The sequence below is a fragment of the Rhodopseudomonas sp. BR0C11 genome, from assembly GCF_010820945.1.
In the GTDB taxonomy this organism is placed as follows: domain Bacteria; phylum Pseudomonadota; class Alphaproteobacteria; order Rhizobiales; family Xanthobacteraceae; genus Rhodopseudomonas; species Rhodopseudomonas palustris_H.
The window spans coordinates 1-20501 of record NZ_QTKI01000037.1 but is presented as its reverse complement, the minus strand read 5'-3'; the positions used below and the strand labels follow the sequence as shown (position 1 = coordinate 20501).

20 protein-coding genes and 1 pseudogene are annotated in these 20501 nt (G+C 64.1%); 5 read left to right on the top strand and 16 right to left on the bottom strand.

All coding sequences use genetic code 11. The features are described 5' to 3' along the window. Nucleotides 1-95 (top strand): annotated as a pseudogene (locus DYI24_RS05425) (arginyltransferase); the annotation flags it as partial. Between the two features lie 90 nt (nt 96-185). On the opposite strand, the gene DYI24_RS05420 reads toward DYI24_RS05425, so the two are convergent. From DYI24_RS05420 to DYI24_RS05410, 3 genes are read right to left on the bottom strand one after another with little or no spacing between them, the layout of a single operon-like run. Next, entirely contained in the window at nt 186-1088 is a 903-nt protein-coding gene (locus DYI24_RS05420; RefSeq protein ID WP_164571536.1) for an efflux RND transporter periplasmic adaptor subunit, read from the bottom strand. Continuing rightward, nucleotides 1085-1300 (bottom strand): DUF1656 domain-containing protein, encoded by a 216-nt coding sequence (locus DYI24_RS05415; RefSeq protein ID WP_164571535.1) that lies wholly within the window; start codon nt 1298-1300, stop codon nt 1085-1087. The genes DYI24_RS05420 and DYI24_RS05415 overlap by 4 nt, the downstream gene beginning before the upstream one ends. 3 nt (nt 1301-1303) lie before the next feature. Further along, nucleotides 1304-3385, bottom strand: coding sequence for an FUSC family protein (locus DYI24_RS05410; RefSeq protein WP_164571534.1), 2082 nt, complete (start codon nt 3383-3385; stop codon nt 1304-1306). A gap of 106 nt (nt 3386-3491) precedes the next feature. Between DYI24_RS05410 and DYI24_RS05405 the strand changes: the two genes are divergently transcribed. Beyond that, on the top strand, nt 3492-4313 hold the full coding sequence (locus DYI24_RS05405) for an AraC family transcriptional regulator (RefSeq protein ID WP_164571533.1): 822 nt from the start codon (nt 3492-3494) through the stop codon (nt 4311-4313). A gap of 60 nt (nt 4314-4373) precedes the next feature. Here DYI24_RS05405 and DYI24_RS05400 read toward each other — a convergent pair whose 3' ends face one another. After that, nucleotides 4374-5747 carry an Nramp family divalent metal transporter gene (locus DYI24_RS05400; RefSeq protein ID WP_164571532.1) on the bottom strand — a complete coding sequence of 458 codons (1374 nt, stop codon included), beginning with the start codon at nt 5745-5747 and terminating at the stop codon, nt 4374-4376. A 304-nt stretch (nt 5748-6051) separates the two neighbouring features. Between DYI24_RS05400 and DYI24_RS05395 the strand changes: the two genes are divergently transcribed. Further along, on the top strand, nt 6052-6198 hold the full coding sequence (locus DYI24_RS05395) for a hypothetical protein (protein ID WP_349627739.1): 147 nt from the start codon (nt 6052-6054) through the stop codon (nt 6196-6198). A gap of 13 nt (nt 6199-6211) precedes the next feature. On the opposite strand, the gene DYI24_RS05390 is transcribed toward DYI24_RS05395, so the two are convergent. The 3 genes from DYI24_RS05390 to DYI24_RS05380 form a co-directional block, all read right to left on the bottom strand. Then, complete coding sequence (locus DYI24_RS05390; protein ID WP_164571530.1) at nt 6212-7642, bottom strand: sodium:proton antiporter; 1431 nt, start codon at nt 7640-7642, stop codon at nt 6212-6214. A gap of 85 nt (nt 7643-7727) precedes the next feature. Next, on the bottom strand, nt 7728-9989 hold the full coding sequence (gene parC / locus DYI24_RS05385) for a DNA topoisomerase IV subunit A (RefSeq protein ID WP_164571529.1): 2262 nt from the start codon (nt 9987-9989) through the stop codon (nt 7728-7730). A 9-nt stretch (nt 9990-9998) separates the two neighbouring features. Continuing rightward, nucleotides 9999-10511, bottom strand: coding sequence for a winged helix-turn-helix transcriptional regulator (locus tag DYI24_RS05380; RefSeq protein WP_164571528.1), 513 nt, complete (start codon nt 10509-10511; stop codon nt 9999-10001). Nucleotides 10512-10591: 80 nt separating this feature from the next. Between DYI24_RS05380 and DYI24_RS05375 the strand changes: the two genes are divergently transcribed. Further along, nucleotides 10592-11461 carry an SDR family oxidoreductase gene (locus DYI24_RS05375; RefSeq protein ID WP_164571527.1) on the top strand — a complete coding sequence of 290 codons (870 nt, stop codon included), beginning with the start codon at nt 10592-10594 and terminating at the stop codon, nt 11459-11461. Nucleotides 11462-11494: 33 nt separating this feature from the next. On the opposite strand, the gene recO is transcribed toward DYI24_RS05375, so the two are convergent. The 9 genes from recO to rpoZ all read right to left on the bottom strand — a co-directional run bounded on the left by recO (nt 11495) and on the right by rpoZ (nt 19702). Further along, on the bottom strand, nt 11495-12247 hold the full coding sequence (recO, locus tag DYI24_RS05370) for a DNA repair protein RecO (RefSeq protein ID WP_164571526.1): 753 nt from the start codon (nt 12245-12247) through the stop codon (nt 11495-11497). 42 nt (nt 12248-12289) lie between these two features. Then, nucleotides 12290-12691: a hypothetical protein gene (locus DYI24_RS05365; RefSeq protein ID WP_107344628.1), complete on the bottom strand. Its 402-nt coding sequence runs from the start codon at nt 12689-12691 to the stop codon at nt 12290-12292. Further along, a complete protein-coding gene (gene era, locus DYI24_RS05360; RefSeq protein ID WP_502706328.1) occupies nt 12688-13611 on the bottom strand; it encodes a GTPase Era in 924 nt (307 codons plus the stop codon). Before era ends, DYI24_RS05365 begins: the two co-directional genes overlap by 4 nt. Beyond that, nucleotides 13604-14413 carry a ribonuclease III gene (gene rnc / locus DYI24_RS05355; RefSeq protein WP_164571524.1) on the bottom strand — a complete coding sequence of 270 codons (810 nt, stop codon included), beginning with the start codon at nt 14411-14413 and terminating at the stop codon, nt 13604-13606. The genes era and rnc overlap by 8 nt, the downstream gene beginning before the upstream one ends. Beyond that, complete coding sequence (gene lepB / locus DYI24_RS05350; protein ID WP_107355831.1) at nt 14410-15168, bottom strand: signal peptidase I; 759 nt, start codon at nt 15166-15168, stop codon at nt 14410-14412. The genes rnc and lepB overlap by 4 nt, the downstream gene beginning before the upstream one ends. A 241-nt stretch (nt 15169-15409) precedes the next feature. Further along, nucleotides 15410-15850, bottom strand: coding sequence for a holo-ACP synthase (gene acpS / locus DYI24_RS05345; protein WP_164571523.1), 441 nt, complete (start codon nt 15848-15850; stop codon nt 15410-15412). After that, the gene (locus tag DYI24_RS05340; protein ID WP_164571522.1) at nt 15847-16611 is read right to left on the bottom strand and encodes a pyridoxine 5'-phosphate synthase; all 765 of its coding nucleotides are present in this window, start codon (nt 16609-16611) and stop codon (nt 15847-15849) included. Before DYI24_RS05340 ends, acpS begins: the two co-directional genes overlap by 4 nt. Before the next feature lie 149 nt (nt 16612-16760). After that, complete coding sequence (locus tag DYI24_RS05335) at nt 16761-19043, bottom strand: RelA/SpoT family protein (protein WP_164571521.1); 2283 nt, start codon at nt 19041-19043, stop codon at nt 16761-16763. A gap of 266 nt (nt 19044-19309) precedes the next feature. Then, nucleotides 19310-19702, bottom strand: coding sequence for a DNA-directed RNA polymerase subunit omega (gene rpoZ, locus DYI24_RS05330; RefSeq protein ID WP_011158242.1), 393 nt, complete (start codon nt 19700-19702; stop codon nt 19310-19312). A gap of 346 nt (nt 19703-20048) precedes the next feature. On the opposite strand from rpoZ, the gene DYI24_RS05325 reads away from it, so the two are divergent. Continuing rightward, nucleotides 20049-20501, top strand: a 453-nt coding sequence (locus DYI24_RS05325; protein WP_164571520.1) for a LabA-like NYN domain-containing protein, incomplete at its 3' end; no start/stop codon positions are given.

The window sequence follows — 20501 nt, the reverse complement described above, 5'->3', positions numbered from 1 at the left end:
ACAATGGCCGTTACCTGCCGCAACAGCGGCTGGCACCAAGCGGCTGGCTGCGCGTCGATGCCTCCGGCGAAATGCAGCCCGAGCCGCAGGACTAGCCGCCACCTCGCGACACACTGGCGCTCGGTCCATCACTCCCTCTCCGCTCCATCAGACGAGCCAATGGGACAGCAGGAACGCGGGCCGGATCATGACCGCTGCCCGGCATTCGCTTCGACCTCGCCGGGAATGATCTCGACCGTTGCGGTCATGCCTGCAGCCAGCTCGATGCCGGAAGGCACCCGATCGAGATGGATGCGGACCGGGATGCGCTGGGCAAGACGCACCCAGGAGAACGTCGCCGCCACATTCGGCAGACCGAAACGACCGGTTGTTTCGTTGCTGTTCTCGATGCCTCGACCGATGCTCTCGACATGACCAGCTGCCGGCTGATCGAAGCCCATCAGCTTGACCCGCGCCGGAGCTCCCACACGGATTTGGTGGAGTTTCGTCTCTTCGAAATAGCCGGTGATCCAGAAACTCGCCCCGTCGAGGATCGTGACATTGGTCACCCCGGCGGTCGCATAGTCGCCGGGCCGAAGCTTCAAATTGGTGACATACCCGTCGACTGGGGAACGAATGACGGAGCGCGCAAGATTGAGTTTGGCCAGCTCCTGTGTCGCCACCGCCGCCTGATAGGCCGCAGTGGCCATCGCCGCCGCACCGCTCGATTGCTGGAGCGCTTCCTGTGAGACCACATCATTCAGTTTGAGTTGCTGCTTCCGCTGAGCCGTGGCTTGCCGCACCAGCATATCCTGGTACTTCGCCTCAACGTCAGCCTCTGCCAGCGCCACGGCCAGCCGAAGCCGCTCCGGGTCGATCTCGTAGAGAACGTCGCCACTTTTCACATACTGATTATCGGCGATCGGCACGGAGCGGATCGTGCCAGAGACTTCCGGCGCGATCTGGACCACATCGACGCTTACCCTGCCGTCGCGAGTCCATGGCGTTCGCTCGTAATGGCTCCAAGCCTGAAGGGCGACGATTCCGGAAATAACGAAGACGCAGAGCGTCAGAGAATAGTGGCCGAGCAGTGATCCAAGCGATTTCACAATGACAGTCCGATCATTGGCAGGGACTGCATGAGCAGACCGCAAACGATGACAAAGATGGCGATTTCGGCGAGCGGCCGATAGGCGAACAGGCGAGAGACGCCGATCTCGGTGCAGACGCGCATCGTCACGATCGTGATGATCAACCCGATGAACGCAACGACGACGAGGCCGGGGATCAAGACACCTTCGATATTCAGATCAGCGATCATCAGTCAGGCTCCTTTCCTTGCGGCTCCACTCGCGCCGAGCGCGAAACGCAGGTCGATCAGCAGATCGAATATCCGCAACCGGCTGTTCTGTGAGCTGTGCTCCATCATCGCCGTCAGCCGCTCAATGCGCCGATCGAAATCGATGAGGACGGTTGGCGTCGTCGGTCTCCCGCCACGAAAGTGCGCGGCAATCTCGGTAAGAAGACCTTCTATTGCAGCGCGGGCCTCGCCCTTGACCTGGGGGATGACCTTACGAAGCTGACCAGCGACGTGACCGATACGAAGAAGGCGGAGCGCATCGTCAAGCACGTCTGCATAGGCATTGCTTGCCGCTCGCAGCCTTGGCAACAGCAGTGCTGTTCGGTCAATCATCAGACTTGTCCAACGCGCCTCGTTCGGCGCGCCGCCCAGAGCGCGGCGGCCGACATCGCGCCGGCTGAGGTGAAGCAATCGTTTGATCGCAACGTCGACCGGCACGGTCTGGAATATCGACATGCTGAACGCCGCGAACCCGACCGCCACGAACAGCGCGATCGCCATATTGAGCGAGGCTGCGAAATCACCAGTGTAGCTGGTGCCCAGCCCGGACAGGATCGGAATGGTGAGCGTGATGCCCATCGCCATGAAGGCCGTCGGCGCTCGCGCTTGGAGAGAGCCGGCGAACAGGAACGCCGGGGCAAGGACCGCAACGAGCACCGCGAAGTTGGTCACGTGGGGAAGGATAACGAAGCTGTAGAACAGGCTGAGCAGCACGCCGAAAATCGAGCCGACGATATACTTCACGACGAATGGTACAGGTGTGTCGACGTTTCCGAACAAGGTGCAGCAGACGCCGAGAATGGAGACCGCCGTCCCGCCGTCGGGCCACGCCGACCATATCCAGAAAGTGCAGCCGCCGAGGATGCCGACCATCGCGCCGAACGCTGCGCGGGCTGCCATCCATGGATCGCGGTGATAGACGTACCCCTTTGCAAGCTCGGGGCCGTGCAGCGGTGCTGCTTTTCGGACGCGCCGGCTGGCGGTCATGCTCTGACTGAGCTTGTCGCAGTCGTTCAGCAGGCCGACCATTTCCGCCAGATGGCCGGCAAGGTTGGCACCTACCCTGTCGACAGGCATCGTTGCGTCCCGGCCCAAAAGTGTCTGAATCGATCTTGCACGCCCGATGAGACGAGCAGCTTCCGCCTGCTGATCATCATCCGACTGATTGACTGCGATCCAGCCTCCCACATCAGCGACCAAGGTGGCCGGTTCATCGACCGTAGCTGCATGCTCGACGTTGAGAGAACGTACGCGCTCCTCGATTTCGGCCGTGAGTGGCAAAAGCCGAGCGAGCCGGTCATGGATGAGCTGCACCGTCTGCCGGCGGGGCCTTGCAGGCGCGGAATCGTATGGAAGATGCGTCGCCAGCCCCTGAATCATCAGAAGGTCGACAGCAAGCTGTTCACGCCGTTGGCGGTTGTCTTCCGAAGATCCTGTCAGCGCGACACTCGTAAGCCGGCGAGCGTCCTGCAGCATCGCCGCTAGCTTGCCGGTGAACTGTCCCGTCATCGGCTTCGGCCAAACATATCGGTGGATCAGAACTGCGCAGAGAATGCCGATGCAGATCTCCTGGACCCGCAAGGAAGCCGTGTCGAAGACTGCGCCGGGCTCAAGTACGCTTGGAAAGCCGATCAAGCTCGTGGTGTAGCCTGCAAGGACAAAAGCGTAGGCTCGTGGTGTCCGATCGAGCAGCGAGAGAAACAGGCAACGGCCGATCCAGCCGGCGAGGATCATGCAGCACACGATCGGATCGTTGACGAAGTTCGGCACGATCGCGACGGTCGCTATTGCGCCCACGAACGTCCCGGCGAAGCGATACACGCCACGACTGACCGAGGCTCCCGCGGATGTCTGGGAGACGATGTAGACCGTGACGATGGCCCAAAACGGCTTGGGCAACCCGATCCGCAGCGAAATGTAATAGGCGAGCATCGCCGCGGCGAAACTCTTCGCCGAAAACAGGACCGCATCGGCATCTTCCTTCCTGGCGGGCTGACGGAGGAAGTTCGCCAGCGCCTGGCGCGCTGCTGCGTGGGTCTGAGTCAAAGGGGAGGTCCGGACGGCATGGAGTTCATGACGCCAGACGTGACCAATTTGCAGAAGCGAATAAATTCGATATTACGACATAAAATCCCTGAAAACGGCCATTCGTATGCCCGCGCAATCTGTCATTTCCGTTTTCGACCCCGACCTGACGGATCTGCCGGCGGTCGCCCATCGGCTGCATTTCTCAGACCCTGAGTCGGAGGTGCCGTTGCATGTGCATCGGAAGGGGCAGCTGATCCTCGCGCTGCACGGAGCCGTCACCTGCACGGCCGCCAATGAAATCTGGATCGTGCCGCCCAACTGCGGGGTATGGATTCCTGGCGGCGTGCCTCACAGCGCACGCGCGACTGCCAATGCCCAACTCAACTACCTGTTCGTCGAACCGGAAGCGGCGAACCTTCCCGGCTCCAGTTGCACGCTGGCAATTTCTCCGCTGATACGAGAATTAGTCGAGCGTCTAGCAGAGGAGCGTGCGGATTATCTCGCAGACAGCCATGCGGCCCGAATGGCGCGCGTGTTGCTGGACGAACTCGCGGACATGCCGCGAGAGCGGTTCAATCTGCCAATTTCCAGCCATCCAAAGATCCGGTCCATCGCTGACGCTCTAACAGCCGAGCCGTCCGACCGCAGGACCTTGAGCGATTGGGCAAAGCAGGTGGCAATGAGTGAAAGATCGTTAGCGCGGCTGTTGATCCGCGAGACGGGTCTGACATTCGGACGCTGGCGGCAGCAACTTCACCTCGTCGTCGCCCTGCGGGAACTCGCGAGCGGCGAAGCGGTGCAGAACGTTGCGGCCGACCTCGGCTACGAGTCCGTCAACGCCTTCATCACCATGTTCAAGAAGGCGCTTGGAAGCACGCCCGCTCAGTACTTCGCGCAGCGCCACACCACTACGAAAGCAGGACAGGACGAGCAGAAGCGTGTTTGATCCGGCATCAGTTCTTTTCAATGGGCCGATCCGAACGCTCGAATTTTCCGCGTCGGTGCGCTACCCGCCGGTCACGTAGTCGAACACCAGCTTGATATTCAGCACGACGATGATCGCTGCGATCAGCGATGCGATGGCAGTGAGCCAGCGCGGCGCAACGAATTCGCCCATCTTCGCCCGGCTGGCGGTAAACACCACCAGCGGCACCACGGCGAACGGCAGTTGCAGGCTGAGCACCACCTGACTGAGGATCAGGAGCTGTCCGGTGCCCTTCTCGCCGGCGATGATCGTCACCGCAACTGCCGGGACGATCGCGATCAGCCGCGTCACCATCCGCCGCAGCCAAGGCTTGATCCGGATCTGGATGAAGCCTTCCATCACGATCTGGCCGGCCAGCGTGGCGGTAATGGTCGAGTTCAGGCCGCAGGCGAGCAGCGCGATGCCGAACAGCGTCGGCGCCAGCGTCGAGCCGAGCAGCGGCGCCAGGAAGGCGTGGGCCTGGTCGAGTTCGGCAATGTCGGTCTGACCGGCATGGTGGAAGGTCGCAGCCGCCAGGATCAGGATCGACGCATTGATGCTCAGCGCGAAGGTCAGCGCGATCGTGGAGTCGAAGGTTGCGAGTTTGATCGCTTCGTGCTTCTCGGCGGGGCTCGTCCCGAAACCGCGCGTCTGCACCAGGCCGGAGTGCAGGTAGAGATTATGCGGCATCACCGTGGCACCGAGGATGCCGAGCGCCAAGTACAACATGCCGGGCTCGGTCAGCACCCGCGTGGTGGGGGCAAAGCCGCGGATCACCGCGCCCCAGTCCGGATCGGCCATTGCGATCTGGACCGCAAAGCACGCCGCGATCACGCCGAGCAGCGCCACCACGAACGCCTCAATCCAGCGGAAGCCGAACGCCTGCAGCGCCAGCACCAGGAACACGTCGGCCGCGGTGATCAGCACGCCGATCTCGAGCGGAATGCCGAACAACAGATTGAGCCCGATCGCAGTGCCGATCACTTCGGCAAGGTCGGTGGCGGTGATGGCGATCTCAGCCGACAGCCACAGCGGCCATGAGACCCAACGCGGATAGGCGTCGCGGCAGGCCTGGGCGAGGTCCCTGCCCGCGCCGACGCCGAGTCGCGTGCACAGCGACTGCAGCACCACGGCCATGATGTTGGAGACCAGCGCGACGGTGAGAAGTGCGTAGCCGTATTTGGAGCCGCCCGCGAGCGAGGTCGCCCAGTTGCCGGGGTCCATGTAGCCGACCGCGACCAGATAGCCGGGGCCGAGGAAGGCGATCAGCTTGCGCCAGAATGGACCCTTGGCCCTCGTGGGCACAGTCCCGAACATCCCGGCGAGCGAAGGCTCGCCGCGCGCCAACCGCCACCCCGTAGTCTGCTCCGGTGCCGGCGAGGGGTCGGCTGTCATCTGCGGCGATCTTGCATCCATCGCATCACAATGCAGGCTCACACAGCTTCTTGCAAGTCATTTGCAATAGCAAGAAGGTAGCCAAGCACTGGTCGATGACGATATTTGCGGTCAAGGAGCCTCCAGCGGCCGAGTCGCGGGCCACGTTGAACACTGCCACAAAAGACGTCAGTGGTCATTGATCAGGCTTCGACCGTACCGTTTCGGGTACCGGACGAGATACCGTTGCGATTTTCCAGCTTGCGTTCGCCCGCAAATCGCGCACAACGCCGCCATGACAAATCAAGCGCCAGAGCGAATGTCTTTTAGCGGCTTGCGGGGTTGGGTGACCAAGCCTCCGCAAGCCTATCTCGTGTACGCGATCTGCGTCGTGCTGGTCGGCGGCGTATCGTTCTATGTCGGTACGCTGAAGCCGAAGCACACGCCGGGCCTGCCCCCTGCCCCAGCCGCTGCAGCGCCGCAGAGCAAGTGACGCCCCTTGCGGCTCAGTGCAGCCGCAGGTTCGGGACGATCGGCAGGAACGTCAGCAGTAGGAACAGCGGGATCAGCACCAGGCCAGCCCGCAGCGCGTAGCCGAAGAAGCCCGGCATCTTGATGCCGCGCTCGGTGGCGATCGCATAGACCATGAAGTTCGGCGCGTTGCCGACATAGGTCAGCGCGCCCATATAGACCGAGCCCATCGAGATCGCCGCGAGCGTACCGGCGAGCGGCACCATCAGCTCGGCGGGGCGTCCGCCTGCCAGCTCGAAGAACACCAGATAGGTCGGCGCGTTATCGAGCACCGCCGACAACAGGCCCGTGAACCAGAAATACGGCACCTCGCGCGGCGTGCCGTCGCTCGCCGTCACCGCCTCCAGCAGCGGCGCAAACAGTCCGCTCTTGCCGGCGTGCAGCATCGCCAGCACCGGGATGATCGCAACGAAGATCCCCGCGAACAGCTTGGCGACCTCGCGGATCGGCTCCCAGGTGAAGCCGTTGGCGGCGCGATGCTCGTCCGCCGTCCACCACAGCGACAGCAGTGCGAGCACCACCAGCATCGCGTCGCGCACCAGGTTCTGCAGCGCGACCTTGGTGCCGTAAACGTCGAATTCGATGCCGGGTCGCCACTGCGCGCAGGCCAGAATGGTGGCGATGATGCCGCCGATCAGCAGGAAATTGATGCCGCCGCGAAATCCGATCGGTGCCTCGGCGGTTTTGGCCGGCGCATCGTGCCGCGCGTACCAGCGGTCGAGCAGATAGAACACCACCAGCAGGACGCCGGCGACGATCAGGGTCTGCTGCCACAGGTGTTGCACCGGCCAGAAAAAATCGACGCCGCGCAGGAAGCCGACGAACAGCGGCGGATCGCCGAGCGGCGACAGCGCGCCGCCGATATTGGCGACCAGGATGATGAAGAACACCACGACGTGGACGTTGTGCTGCCGTCCCGCATTGGCGCGGATCAGCGGCCTGATCAGGACCATCGCGGCGCCGGTGGTGCCGATCAGGCTGGCGCAGGCAGTGCCGACGGCAAGCAGTCCGGTGTTGATCAGCGGCGTCGCTCGGATGGTGCCAGTGACCAGGATTCCGCCCGACACCGTGAACAGCGCGAACAGTAACACGATGAAACTGAGATACTCGGCGAGCAGCGCATGGATCAGCGATGCCAGCGCGATGTCCCAGCCATACACCACCACAATCGGCGCCAGCGCCAGCACGCCCCAGCCGGCGGCGATCTTGCCGTAATGCGCGTGCCAGACCTTCGGCGCCAGCAGCGGTCCGAGCGCGATCGACAAGAGGATGCCGGCGAACGGCACGCCCCAGGCCCAGCCAAGCGCCGCGCCATCGAGCTCGGCCGCCTGCGCTGGCCCCGGAAGCGCAGCGAAGACGAGCAGCGGAAGTAACAGGCGAAATCGGCGGGAGCAGCGTTCGATCATCGCATCTACTTCAAGGCAATTCGGGAGCGAGACGCAAAGCCAAACGAACGGCCCGCCTGCGACATAGCGCGCAGGCGGGCCAGCATCACGCGATGCTGCGTCCGAACTTGTTGGACTTCGGGAAGCCCTTCGGCGGCAGCCGGCCGGCATCGGCGCGGTTGCCGCGCCATTCGGCGAGTTCCTTCATGGTCGCGCTGAACTCGCGCCCAGCGGAATCGCGCCAGCTGAGGCCCTGCTTCGACGAGAAGGTGGCGATATCGGACAGGCCGCCGTCCTTGTACTTCTGCAGCCGCACGCCGCGGCCACGGGTCATCTCCGGCACCTGATCGAGCGGGAAGATCACCATCTTGCGGTTGTCGCCGATCACCGCGACGCTGTCGTCGCCCTCGCTGACAACCGTGAGCGCGCGCGCCTCGTTGGGAATGTCGACGTTGAGGATCTGCTTGCCCTTGCGGGTCGATCCGACGCACTCGTCCTCGTTGACCATGAAGCCCTGCCCGTCATGGCTGGCGATCAGGAATTTGCGGCCACCGGTGTGCACGAACACAGTGACGATCGCGGCGTCCTGCTCCATGTCGATGAACATGCGGATCGGCTCGCCATGGCCGCGGCCGCCGGGCAGCTTGGCGACATCGAGCGCGTAGAACCGACCGTTGGTCGCAAGTAGCAGCAGCTTCGATGTCGTCTCGGCGAAGAACGACTGGCCGAGCTTGTCGTCCTGCTTGAAGTTCAGCCCGGACAGGTCCTCGACATGGCCCTTCAGGGTGCGGACCCACCCCTTGTCGGAGATCACCACCGTCACCGGCTCGCGCTCGACGAAGGCCTCCTCGATCGCGGCGAGATCGTGCTCGGGCGCGTCCGCGAACTGGGTGCGGCGCTTGCCGAGCGGCGTCTTCGGCCCGAACATCTCGCGCACCTTGCGAACCTGTTCGCCGACCTTGGCCCACTGCTCGGTCTCGGATTTCAGGATCGCGTTGATGCCCTTCAGCTCCGCGCGCAGGTTCTTGTCCTCGGTGCGGATCTCGAACTCCTCGAGCTTGCGCAACGAGCGCAGCCGCATGTTGAGGATAGCTTCGGCCTGGATCTCGGTGAGATTGAAGGCCTTCATCAGCACCGGCTTGGGCTCGTCCTCGGTGCGGATGATCTTGATCACCTTGTCGATGTTCAAGTACGCGATCAGATAACCGCCGAGCACCTCGAGCCGATGCTCGATCTGGCCCTTGCGATACTCCGAGCGGCGCAGCAGCACGTCGCGCAGATGATCGAGCCATTCGCGCAGGCACTCGGCGAGGCCGAGCACCTTCGGAATCCGGCCCTTCACCAGCACGTTGAGATTGAGCGGGATCCGGCTCTCCAGCTCGGTCAGCCGGAACAGCGACTCCATCATCAGCGTCGGATCGACGCTGCGCGACTTCGGCTCGATGACGATGCGGACGTCCTCGGCGGATTCGTCGCGGATGTCGCCAACCAGCGGCAGCTTCTTCTCGTTCAGCAGCTCGGCGATCTTCTCGATCAGTCGCGACTTCTGCACCAGCCAGGGGATCTGGGTGACCACCACGGTCCAGGTGCCGCGGGCGCCCTCTTCCTGCTCCCACTTGGCGCGGGTGCGGAACGCGCCGCGGCCGGTGGTGTAGGCCTCGGCGATGCTCTCCTTGGAATCAATGATGATGCCGCCGGTCGGGAAGTCCGGGCCCTTGACGAAGCGCAGCAGCGCTTTCGACTTGGCGTCCGGTTTCTCGATCAGATGCAGCGCGGCGTCGCACAGCTCGGCGGCGTTGTGCGGCGGGATCGCGGTCGCCATGCCGACGGCGATGCCCTGCGCGCCGTTGGCGAGCAGGTTCGGGAAGCCGCCGGGCAGCACGACCGGCTCTTTCGACTGGCCGTCGTAATTGGCGCGGAACGCGACGCCGTCTTCGTCGATGCCTTCCAGCAGCAGGCGCGCGACGTCGGTCATCCGCGCTTCGGTGTAGCGGTAGGCCGCCGGGTTATCGCCGTCGATGTTGCCGAAATTGCCCTGGCCGTCGACCAGCGGGTAGCGCGACGAGAAGTCCTGCGCCAGGCGCACCAGCGCGTCGTAGATCGACTGGTCGCCGTGCGGATGGAACGAACCCATCACGTCGCCGACGATCTTGGCGGACTTCTTGAACGGCGTACCGGGGTCGAGCCGGAGCAGCCGCATGCCGTACAGGATGCGACGATGCACCGGTTTGAGGCCGTCGCGCGCGTCCGGCAGCGCCCGGTGCATGATGGTCGACAGCGCGTAGGCGAGATAGCGCTCTTCCAGCGCCTCGCGAAGCTGGACCTCGTGGATCTCGGCCGGCTCCGGCGGAATCAATCTTTTTCCCATGGCGTGGGGTTATCCCCTGACCGGAAGCGGAGCAAGCGGCAGCGGGCTGTCCGGCCTTGCGGATTCGCCTGGAACCTGGGTGCCGCCCTCCTGGGCTGCCAAGTCGAACCGGACCCGGGCGCGCTCAATCTCAGGGAAGTTCTGCTCCGCCCAGCCGACCAGGGCCGTCAACGGTCCAAGCACGGACTCACCGGACGCCGACAGACGGTACTCCACACTGGGCGGCTTGGTCGGAAACACCTGCCGGGCGACCAGCCCGTCGCGCTCGAGATCGCGCAGCGTCTGGGTCAGCATCCGTTTCGAAATGTCTGGAACATCCCGCAGCAGCGCATTGAACCGCATCGGCTTTTCGGCCAGCGCGATCAACAGCAGCGTGCTCCATTTGCTGCCTAGATGGTCGAGCACGTTGCGCACCGGACAGCGCGACGCGTCGAAGCCCTGCTCCCGCCAAGCGGCATAGCGGTCGGTCAGCGTGGCGCGGTGCGCGGCGACCGTCAGGTTATCTGCAGGTGACCTTGTCACGAAATACTGCCTCCTTACGCGGCCGGACGATGGTCTCCAATATAGACCTACCCTCAATTGAAAACCACCAGGAGATCCTGATGTCCGCCTCCCGTTTCCTCGTCACCGGTGCCAGCGGCCAGCTCGGCCGGCTCGTCATCGACGGCCTGCTCAAGACCGTCCCGGCCTCCCAGATCGGCGTGCTGGTCCGCAGCGAAAAGGCTGCCGCCGAATTCGCCGCCAAGGGCCTGCACGTCCACAACGGCGACTACAGCCGTCCCGACAGCCTCAAGGCCGCCTTCGCCGGCGTCGACCGGGCTCTTCTGATCTCCTCCAGCGAGATCGGCCAGCGCACCGCTCAGCACCGCAACGCGATTGACGCGGCGGGCCAAGCCGGCGTCAAGCTGCTCGCCTACACCAGCCTGCTGCACGCCGACACCTCGCCGCTGGGGCTCGCCGAGGAGCACCGGCAGACCGAGGCGGCCTTGAAAGCATCCGGCGTGCCGCACGCTCTGCTCCGCAATGGCTGGTACAGCGAGAACTACGCGGCTTCGATTCCGGCCGCGCTGGCGCACGGCGCCCTGCTTGGCAGCGCCGATGGCGGCCGGATCGCCTCCGCGGCGCGCGCCGATTACGCCGAGGCCGCGGTTCGTGTGGTCACCGCCGCGGAGCCGCAGGCCGGCCGCATCTACGAACTCGCCGGCGACGGGTCCTACACGCTCGCTGAGTTCGCCGCCGAGCTGTCGAAGCAATCCGGCAAAGCAGTCGCGTATCGCGATCTGCCGCAGGCCGACTACGAGGCTGCACTGGTCGGGGCCGGCCTGCCGGGACCGTTCGCCGCACTGCTGGCCGACTCCGACGCCGGCGCCGCCAAGGGCGCGCTGTTCGACGACAGCCACACCTTGAGCCAGTTGATCGGTCGTCCGACCACGCCGATCGCGGCGACGATCTCCGCAGCTCTGAAAGCCTGATGCAACGGCATCTCGCGCGCGTGACGCGGCCGGTTACGACTCCGCCGGCCGCTGCAGCGCGCGGGTGATCGCATTGATGAACCCCGCACGAGCGTCCGAGTGGCTCTGCCCGCGCGGCTCGAGCACATTGCGCAGCAGGAAGCGGCCGGTCAGCTCGAAACCATCGAACAGGTCCTGCCCGGACCAGCCGCTCTCGCACGCCGTCTCGTCGTCACGCAGGAACGCCGGCAGTCGCAACAGGCGGTCGCGCCACGGTTCGCCGGCGCTACGCGAGACGGCGCTTCCCGACTTCGGAGATACATAGACCAGTTCTGTGGTGCTGCCGGTGGCGGCGCAGACGGACAGATCGAGCCCGAAGCCAAGCTCCGCCAGGATCGCCAGTTCGAACCGGATCAGATGCGCGGCGGCGACCCCGAGGTCGTCGAAATCATCGAGCGTGAACAACAGCCGCTGATAGATGTCCTCGTGCGGATCGCGCTCCGGCAACAGCCGCGCCAGCGCCGCCAGATGGGTGACGCCGTACACCGCGTAGGATGACGCCAGCAGCGTCGCGGCGCGCATCTTGGTGGCTTCCAACTGATAGTAGCCGAGATGCTCGTCGAGCCTTGCCCGCCACGACGCCAGCACGCTGTTGCCGGGCTGCAGCAACGGCCGCATCCGCGCCGACGCCCCGCCCCGCACCATGCCGAGATGCCGGCCATGCTCGCGGGTCAGAAGCTCGACGATCGCGGCGGACTCGCCATGGCGCCGCACCCCGAGAATGATGCCCTCGTCGCTCCATTCCATCGGACGAGCCTATCGGATTTCGAGCAGTCGCGCCCGCGGGCCTTACGCGGTGAACCAGCCGCGGGCGTCGCCGGTGTAGGACAGATACAGTCCCGCTGCGGTCAGGATGCAGGACGCAATATCGATCCACAGTCCGGCTTCGATGCCGCTGTCGCCGACGATCTGGGCCAGCGACACTACCGAGAACACCAGTGAGGCGGTCAGCACCGCCCTCGCCCAGTTCTTGCGGGCGTGGGCGGCGAGCCACACCAGATAGCTCAGCAGCACGATCAGGCCGGCCGCCATGGTGTTGGCGGCAGCCACCACACCGGCCGACATGCTCGGCTCGATCACGGTACGATCCTGAAACGCCACCGAGATGCAGTCGAGCATCAGCGAGGTGAGCAGCAGCACTTCGAACCAGTACACATTGCGCGGCAGGCTGGTGGTGGTGCTGGTGGTCATTCCTTGGGGAACTCCAGGCCCATTTCGCGGTAACGATCCGGATCGTTGCCCCAATCCTCGCGCACCTTGACGAACAGGAACAGGTGCACCTGCTGCTCGAGGATCTCGCCGATCTCCTTGCGCGCCTCGGCGCCGATCGCCTTGATGGTCGCGCCGCCCTTCCCGAGCACGATTTTGCGCTGGCTCTCGCGCTCGACGAAGATGGTCTGCTCGATCTTCACCGAGCCATCCTTGCGCTCGGTCCAGGTGTCGGTCTCGACCGTCGACTGATACGGCAGCTCCTGATGCAGTTGCCGGAAGATCTTCTCGCGGGTGATCTCGGCGGCGAGATGGCGCAGCGGCGCATCCGACATCTGGTCTTCGGGATAATGGAACGGGCCCGGCGGCACCTGAGCGGCCAGCGCCTTGCGCAGGTCGTCAACACCGTCGCCGGTCAGCGCCGAGACCATGAAGGTCTGATCGAACGCCAGCCGCTGATTGGCGGCCTGGGCCAGCGCCAGCAGCTTTTCGCGCGCAATCAGATCGATCTTGTTGAGCACCAGCAGCTTCGGCCGATCGACATTGGCGAGGTTGGCCAGGATGTCTTCGGCCTGCTCGTTGATGCCGGCACGGGCATCGAGCAGCACGCAGACGATGTCGGCATCATGCGCACCGCTCCATGCGGTCTTGACCATCGCGCGGTCGAGCCGCCGCTTCGGCGCGAAGATGCCGGGAGTGTCGACCAGGATGATCTGCGAGGCATCTTCGATCACGATGCCGCGGATCAGCGCGCGCGTGGTCTGCACCTTGCGGGACACGATCGTCACCTTGGAGCCGACCAGCGCGTTGACGAGTGTGGATTTGCCGACGTTCGGCGCACCGATCAGCGCAACGAAACCGCAGCGGGTCGCGGCGGTCGCCGCGTCTTCATGTTCAGCCATCATTGCCGCCTGTGCCGACGCCTTCACGCGCCAGCATCGCCGACGCCGCGACCTTCTCGGCCGCGCGCTTGCTGCCACCGACACCTTCGGCCGGCTCGAGGCCCGGCAGTATGACGGCGACACGGAATTGGGGATCGTGATGCGGACCGGTGCGCTCGACTTCGCGGTACACCGGCGTCGGCAGGCCGCGGGCCTGTGCCCACTCCTGCAACACGGTCTTGGGGTCGCGCAGCGACCGCGCCGGCTTGCGCATCCGCTCGGTCCAGTTGCGCCGGACGAAGTCCGACACTGTGTCGTAGCCGCCGTCGAGATAGATCGCGCCGATCACCGCTTCGCAGATGTCGCCGAGCACCGACTTGCGCAGCTTGGCGCCGGCGCCGGCCCCAACGGTGCCGAGCTTGATGCCTTCGACCAGGTCGAGACTGCGGGCAACGTCGGCGCAAGTTTCCTTGCGGACCAGATCGGCGAGCCGCTTCGACAACTCGCCTTCGTCGGCATCCGGAAACGCCCGGTACAGCATATCGGAGACGATCAGGCCGAGCACGTGATCGCCGAGAAATTCGAGCCGCTGATAGCTGTCGGTGCGGCGCGCGGATTTTAGCGCGGAGACGTGGGTGAGCGGGGGGGTCGGATCGGCGAAGCTGGGGCCGAGCCGCTGCTCGATCGCAGCAGCGGTCGCCTTGGACTTCGCCTTGCTGGCGCGCCGCTTCTTTGCAGCCGAAGGCTCCGCCGCCGGAACATCCTGCGGTTGCGGTTCACTCGCCGTCGAGGGTTGCTCGACGTTGGTCACATCATCGCTCATCGCACGATGGAGAAGATACGGCTCCAGCGCACCGCGGTCGGCCAGCGCCAGATCTGCCAGGCGTGCTCGCCCTCGGCGATCGAGAAGAAGATCATCTGGGCGCGGCCGATGATGTTCTCGTAAGGCACATAGCCCACCGCGGACAGCACGCGGCTGTCGGTGGAGTTGTCGCGGTTGTCGCCCATCATGAAGAAGTGGCCGGGCGGCACGGTGTAGACGTTCGTGTTATCGTAGAAGCCGTTGTCGACGCAATCCAGCGTCTCATAGGACACGCCGTTCGGCAGCGTTTCCTTCCAGCGCTTGACGCGCGCGGTCGCTTCCGAGCCGCACGGATCTTCGCCGACATAGTCCGACAGCCGCTCGCGGTCGACCGGCTTGTCGTTGATGTACAGCAGCCCTTCCCGCATCTGGATGCGATCGCCCGGCAGACCGATCACACGCTTGATGTAGTCGGTGGAGTCATCCTTCGGCAGACGGAACACCACTACGTCACCGCGGTTCGGGTCAGAGCCGAATATCCGGCCAGAGAACAGCGGCGGCGACAGCGGGATCGAGTAGTGGCTGTAGCCGTAGGTGTATTTCGAGACGAACAGATAGTCGCCGACCAGCAGCGTCGCCTTCATCGATCCGGACGGAATGTTGAAAGGCTGGAACAGGAAAGTGCGGATGATTAGCGCGATGATGAGGGCGTGAATGACGACGCGGATGGTTTCGCCGACGCCGCTCTCAGATTTGGTTCCGGATGTCACGCTCATCGCTTTCCCGATTCCCGTCGCGGGGAGCCGCGCGGTGGACGACTGGACTGGTGCGAAGCGGGTCCAGGTGATGGGCGAGACGTAGGCCGCAGCGACGGACACCGCCACGACCGGCGCTCGTTCGCCGAGGACTCGACCCCGCTGGGGATTCCGCGCGGTTTTAGACTGTTGTCGCGACCGGTGCAATCAAGCGTCGCGGCATCGCGGGCTAATGCTATGACGAATCAACCGCTTTTCCGTCTCACGAGGACGTGGCGCCGGTCGCCTCGGCGGCCGCCGGGATCGCCGAGATCACCACGAAAGCCTGGGCGAGCGGCCATTCGTCGGTGATCGACAGGTCGATCCGCGCCGTCATACCCGGAGGCGTCAACGCGTCGAGGCGGGCTTTGGCACCGCCGGTCAGCATCATGGTCGGCCGGCCGCCGGGCAGATTGACCACCCCCATGTCGCGCCACCACACCCCTTGCCGGATACCGGTGCCGAGGGCCTTCGAGCAGGCCTCCTTGGCGGCGAACCGCTTGGCGTAGGTGGCGGCGACCAGTTCGGCCTTCTTGGCACGCCGCTCGGCCTTCGCCCGCTCCGCCTCGGTGAACACCCGATCCAGAAACCGCTCGCCGTGACGTTCGATCACCTTGGCGATCCGGGTGATGTCGATCAGATCGGAGCCGATGCCGATGATCATGCGGCAATCGCCTTGGCGCGGCCGCGGTCCATAGCTGCCCGCATCGCCCGCACGGTCTCGCCGAGGCCGACGAACAGCGCCTCTCCGATCATGTAGAAGCCGATGTTCAGTTCGACAATCTGCGGTAGCTCAGAGATCGTCTCGGCGGTGGCATAGTCGAGACCATGACCAGCGTGGACTTCGAGCCCGGCCGACCGCGCCAGCGCGGCGCCGGCAAAGATCCGCTGCCATTCGGTATTGGCCTTGGCCGCGTCGCCGTCGGTAATCGCATCGCACCAGGCGCCGGTGTGGATTTCGATCGCGGGGGCCTTCAGCTTCGCCGCCATCTCGATCTGCGCCGGATCGGCGGCGATGAACAGCGAGGTGCGGATGCCGGCATCGTTGAAGCGCGCGATCGCCGGCCCGAGCGAGGCTTGCTGGCCGACTACGTCGAGGCCGCCCTCGGTGGTCAGCTCCTCGCGCCGCTCCGGAACCAGGCACACCGCATGCGGCTTCACGCCGAGCGCGATCCTGATCATGTCGTCGGTTGCCGCCATTTCGAAGTTCAGCGGTTTGGAAATCTCCGCCTTCAGCCGCTGCATGTCGGCGTCGCGGATGTGGCGGCGATCCTCACGCAGATGCGCGGTGATTCCGTCGGCCCCCGCCTCGATCGCTGCGAACGCAGCCCGCAACGGATCGGGATGGCGACCGCCGCGCGCATTCCGCAGCGTGGCGATGTGATCGATGTTGACGCCGAGACGAAGCGGAGGAGTTTTGGTCATTATCGAGAACCGAAAGACTTGGAGTGGATATCACTCGTCATTGCGAGGAGCGAAGCGACGAAGCAATCCAGTTCAGTGCTCGTTGTCCTGGATTGCTTCGCTTCGCTCGCAATGACGAACATACTAACTGCCTCGTGCGACCTCTGGCCTCAGCCGTTCACCCGCTCGACGTGAGCGACGACGTCCTTGGCGCGCAACTGGGCGATGATCGCGCTGAGGTGCTTGAGGTCATAGACCTCGAGATCGATGGTGAGCTCGGTGAAGTCGGGCGAACGTCGGCTCATGTTGATGTTGTCGATGTTGCCGTCGTGCTCGGCGATGACACCGGCGATCTGCGCCAGGCTGCCGGGCTCGTTGACGTTCTGCACGAACAACCGCGCCGGGAAGCGCTGCGGCGTGGTCTCGTCGATGTCCCACTTCACGTCGAGCCAGCGCTCCGGCTCTTCCTCGAATTCCTTCAAGTCCGGCGACTGGATCGGATAGATGGTGATCCCCTCGCCCGGCGTGACGATGCCGACGATGCGGTCGCCCGGCACCGCGCCGCCGTTCGGCGCGAACTTCACCGGCAACCCGGAATGCAGGCCGCCGATCGGAATCACCGAGGAAACCTTGCCGGTCTCGGGGGCCTTGCCGATCACCTTGTCCGGCACATCCTTCTTGCCACCAAACCGCGCGATGCGCTCTTCCTTGTAGTCAGGATACATCGCCCGGGCGACATCGGACGCCTTCATCTCGCCGCGGCCCACCGACGCCATCACGTCCTCGACCGAAGCCCGCGCAAGCCGCGGCAGCGCGCCTTTCAGCTTGTCGTCGGCATATTCGATCTTGGCGCGGGCAAACAAACGCTCGACGATGCGGCGGCCGAGGCCGGCATATTGATCGCGCATCGCGACGCGCGTCGCACGGCGGATCGCCGCCCGCGCCTTGCCGGTGACGGCGAGCGATTCCCATGCCGCCGGCGGCGCCGATTGCACCGGCGACGTCAGCACTTCGACTTCGTCGCCGTTCTGCAGCTCCGACGACAGCGGCGCGAACTTGCCGTTGATCTTGCACCCGACCGCGCTGTTGCCGACGTCGGTGTGCACCGCATAGGCGAAGTCGACCACATTGGCCTTGCGCGGCAGCGCGATCAGCTTGCCCTTCGGGGTGAAGCAGAACACCTGGTCGTGGAACAGTTCGAGCTTAGTGTGCTCGAGGAATTCTTCTGGGTTCGAGCTCTCCGACAGCATCTCGATGGTGTGACGGAGCCAGGCGAACGCATTCGACTCGCGGTTGAGCAGCTCGGTCGGCGAGCCAACGCCGTCCTTGTAGAACGCATGCGCGGCGATGCCGTATTCCGCGATCTGATTCATCTCGCGGGTCCGGAACTGCAGCTCGACGCGCTGCTGGCCTGGGCCGATCACCGTAGTGTGCAGCGAACGATAGTCGTTCTGCTTCGGTGTCGAGATGTAGTCCTTGAACCGCCCCGGCACCATCGGCCAGGTCGTGTGCACGACGCCGAGCGCGCGATAGCAGGCCTCGACGTTATCGAGGACGACGCGGAAGCCGTAGATGTCGGAGAGCTGCTCGAAGCCGACCGACTTCCGCTCCATCTTGGTCCAGATCGAGAATGGCCGCTTGCGCCGTCCAGTGACCTCGGCGGTGATGCCGTGGCGGGCGAGATTGGCGGAGAGCTGGCTTTCAATCTCGCCGATCAGGTTGCGGTTGCGTTCTGCCAGCGCGTCGAGCCGCTGCATCACGACCGTAAAGGCTTCCGGATCGAGGCTGCGGAACGACAGGTCCTCGAGCTCTTCGCGCATCTCCTGCATGCCCATGCGGCCTGCGAGCGGCGCGTAGATGTCGAGCGTCTCCTCTGCAATGCGCTGACGGGCGGCGGGCGGCACGAACTCCAGCGTGCGCATGTTGTGCAGGCGGTCGGCGAGCTTGATCAGCAGGACGCGGACGTCGTCGGCGATCGCCAGCAGCAGCTTGCGCAGGTTTTCGGCCTGCTTGGCCTCGCGCGACACCAGCTCGAGCCGCTTCAGCTTGGTCAGGCCCTCGACCAGGGCGCCGATTTCCGGACCGAACATGGTGTCGATCTCGGTCCGAGTCGCCTCGGTGTCCTCGATGGTATCGTGCAACAGCGCGGCAACGATGGTGGCGTCGTCGAGCTTGAGGTTGGTCAGGATCGCGGCGACTTCGAGCGGGTGCGAGAAATACGGGTCGCCGGAGGCGCGGGTTTGCTCCCCATGCGCCATCATCGCGTAGACGTACGCCCGGTTGAGCAGATCCTCGTCGGTATTCGGATTGTAAGACCGGACCCGCTCGACCAGATCGTATTGCCGCATCATTCGGGCACGGGATCGGGGCTTGGCGGCAGCAGAAGGCTCGGCGACGGCGGTTGCCCCGCCGGCCTGCTCCATCTGCTTCGAACTCTGGCGTCCTGACGCCATTCCCCAACCTTTATTGCATTGCAGCGACGGCGGAACTCTGCCCTCGGAGCTTTAATTACACCCGCTAGCCCTCTGATCTTGTGCCATGAAAGGAACCAGAACGGCCAGAAAAAACCGCGATTTCGGCGGAGTTTAGGTCAGGGCAGCAATGCGCCGGACACTGTTCCGTGTGCACCCGAATCTCCATCGAAAACGAAAAACGGCCCGGAAGCGATCCGAGCCGTTTTTGCAGAGCATCACGGAAACGTGCAAAGCCGCCGTAGGGCTTATTCGTCTTCCTCGGGCTGCTCTTCCGGGGGCGCCAGGCCCTCCAGACCCTTGAGCAGCTCTTCCTCGGTCATCCGCTCCATCGCCACTTCGGTGTCGTCGGCATCGACGCTGGCGCCGGCCGAGCCAATCAGTGGAACGGTATCGGGTTCCGGCTCATCGACCTCGACGAACTTCTGCAGCGAGTGCACCAGCTCTTCCTTGAGGTCTTCCGGCGAGATCGTCTGATCGGCAATTTCGCGAAGCGAAACAACGGGGTTCTTGTCGTTGTCGCGATCAATCGTGAGCGGCGAGCCGGACGAGATCATGCGGGCGCGATGAGCGGCCAACAGGACGAGGTCGAACCGGTTGTCGACCTTGTCAATGCAGTCTTCCACGGTGACGCGCGCCATGGCCAGTCGCTCCGTTCAATAGGACCAAAATCGGGGTTAGACCGCTACCTATAGCGCGAAGGCGGCTTTCGCAAGCAGCAATTTGTCATTTGGCCGATCAGCCCCACTCTGATAATGCACCCGACATTCCGGGACGGCCGGCCACTGGCCAACTCGGACGAACACGAGTCCGACAACAAAAGGCTTCTTTTCAGAAAGAAAAGTATAGAATACCGGCTGATGCTTCGTGCGGTTGAAGTTTGTGCCGGTTGCCCAGCGCGACGGCTATTCGTGCAAAAATTGACTTGAGCTGCGCAGCTATTTCCGTTGCGCCAAGAAGCTGACAACAGACACATGAGAGATCTTGATGTCCACTTCCTCCAGTAACAAAATTGCGCTGTTCATCGACGGTGCCAACCTTTACGCAACCGCAAAGACTCTCGGCTTCGACATCGACTACAAGCGGCTGCTGAAGGAATTTCAAAGCCGCGGCAATTTGGTCCGCGCCTTCTACTACACCGCGATCATCGAAGATCAGGAATACTCGTCGATCCGCCCGCTGATCGACTGGCTGGACTATAACGGCTACACCGTCGTCACCAAGGCGACCAAGGAATTCATCGACGCCTCCGGCCGCCGCAAGGTCAAGGGCAACATGGACATCGAACTCGCTGTCGATGCCATGGAGCTGGCCGAACACATCGATCAAATGGTGTTGTTCTCGGGCGACGGCGACTTCCGCTCGCTGGTGGAAGCCGTGCAGCGTCGTGGCGTCCGCGTCACCGTGATTTCGACGATTTCCAGCCAGCCGCCGATGATC

Excerpts from the sequence above, each read along its gene's own strand:
- DYI24_RS05415 (WP_164571535.1), bottom strand. The coding sequence starts at position 1,300 with ATGATCGCTGATCTGAATATCGAAGGTGTCTTGATCCCCGGCCTCGTC.
- DYI24_RS05405 (WP_164571533.1), top strand. The coding sequence starts at position 3,492 with ATGCCCGCGCAATCTGTCATTTCCGTTTTCGACCCCGACCTGACGGAT.
- DYI24_RS05400 (WP_164571532.1), bottom strand. The coding sequence starts at position 5,747 with ATGGATGCAAGATCGCCGCAGATGACAGCCGACCCCTCGCCGGCACCG.
- DYI24_RS05390 (WP_164571530.1), bottom strand. The coding sequence starts at position 7,642 with ATGATCGAACGCTGCTCCCGCCGATTTCGCCTGTTACTTCCGCTGCTC.
- parC (WP_164571529.1), bottom strand. The coding sequence starts at position 9,989 with ATGGGAAAAAGATTGATTCCGCCGGAGCCGGCCGAGATCCACGAGGTC.
- DYI24_RS05375 (WP_164571527.1), top strand. The coding sequence starts at position 10,592 with ATGTCCGCCTCCCGTTTCCTCGTCACCGGTGCCAGCGGCCAGCTCGGC.
- recO (WP_164571526.1), bottom strand. The coding sequence starts at position 12,247 with ATGGAATGGAGCGACGAGGGCATCATTCTCGGGGTGCGGCGCCATGGC.
- DYI24_RS05365 (WP_107344628.1), bottom strand. The coding sequence starts at position 12,691 with ATGACCACCAGCACCACCACCAGCCTGCCGCGCAATGTGTACTGGTTC.
- era (WP_502706328.1), bottom strand. The coding sequence starts at position 13,611 with ATGGCTGAACATGAAGACGCGGCGACCGCCGCGACCCGCTGCGGTTTC.
- rnc (WP_164571524.1), bottom strand. The coding sequence starts at position 14,413 with ATGAGCGATGATGTGACCAACGTCGAGCAACCCTCGACGGCGAGTGAA.
- lepB (WP_107355831.1), bottom strand. The coding sequence starts at position 15,168 with ATGAGCGTGACATCCGGAACCAAATCTGAGAGCGGCGTCGGCGAAACC.
- acpS (WP_164571523.1), bottom strand. The coding sequence starts at position 15,850 with ATGATCATCGGCATCGGCTCCGATCTGATCGACATCACCCGGATCGCC.
- DYI24_RS05340 (WP_164571522.1), bottom strand. The coding sequence starts at position 16,611 with ATGACCAAAACTCCTCCGCTTCGTCTCGGCGTCAACATCGATCACATC.
- DYI24_RS05335 (WP_164571521.1), bottom strand. The coding sequence starts at position 19,043 with ATGGCGTCAGGACGCCAGAGTTCGAAGCAGATGGAGCAGGCCGGCGGG.
- rpoZ (WP_011158242.1), bottom strand. The coding sequence starts at position 19,702 with ATGGCGCGCGTCACCGTGGAAGACTGCATTGACAAGGTCGACAACCGG.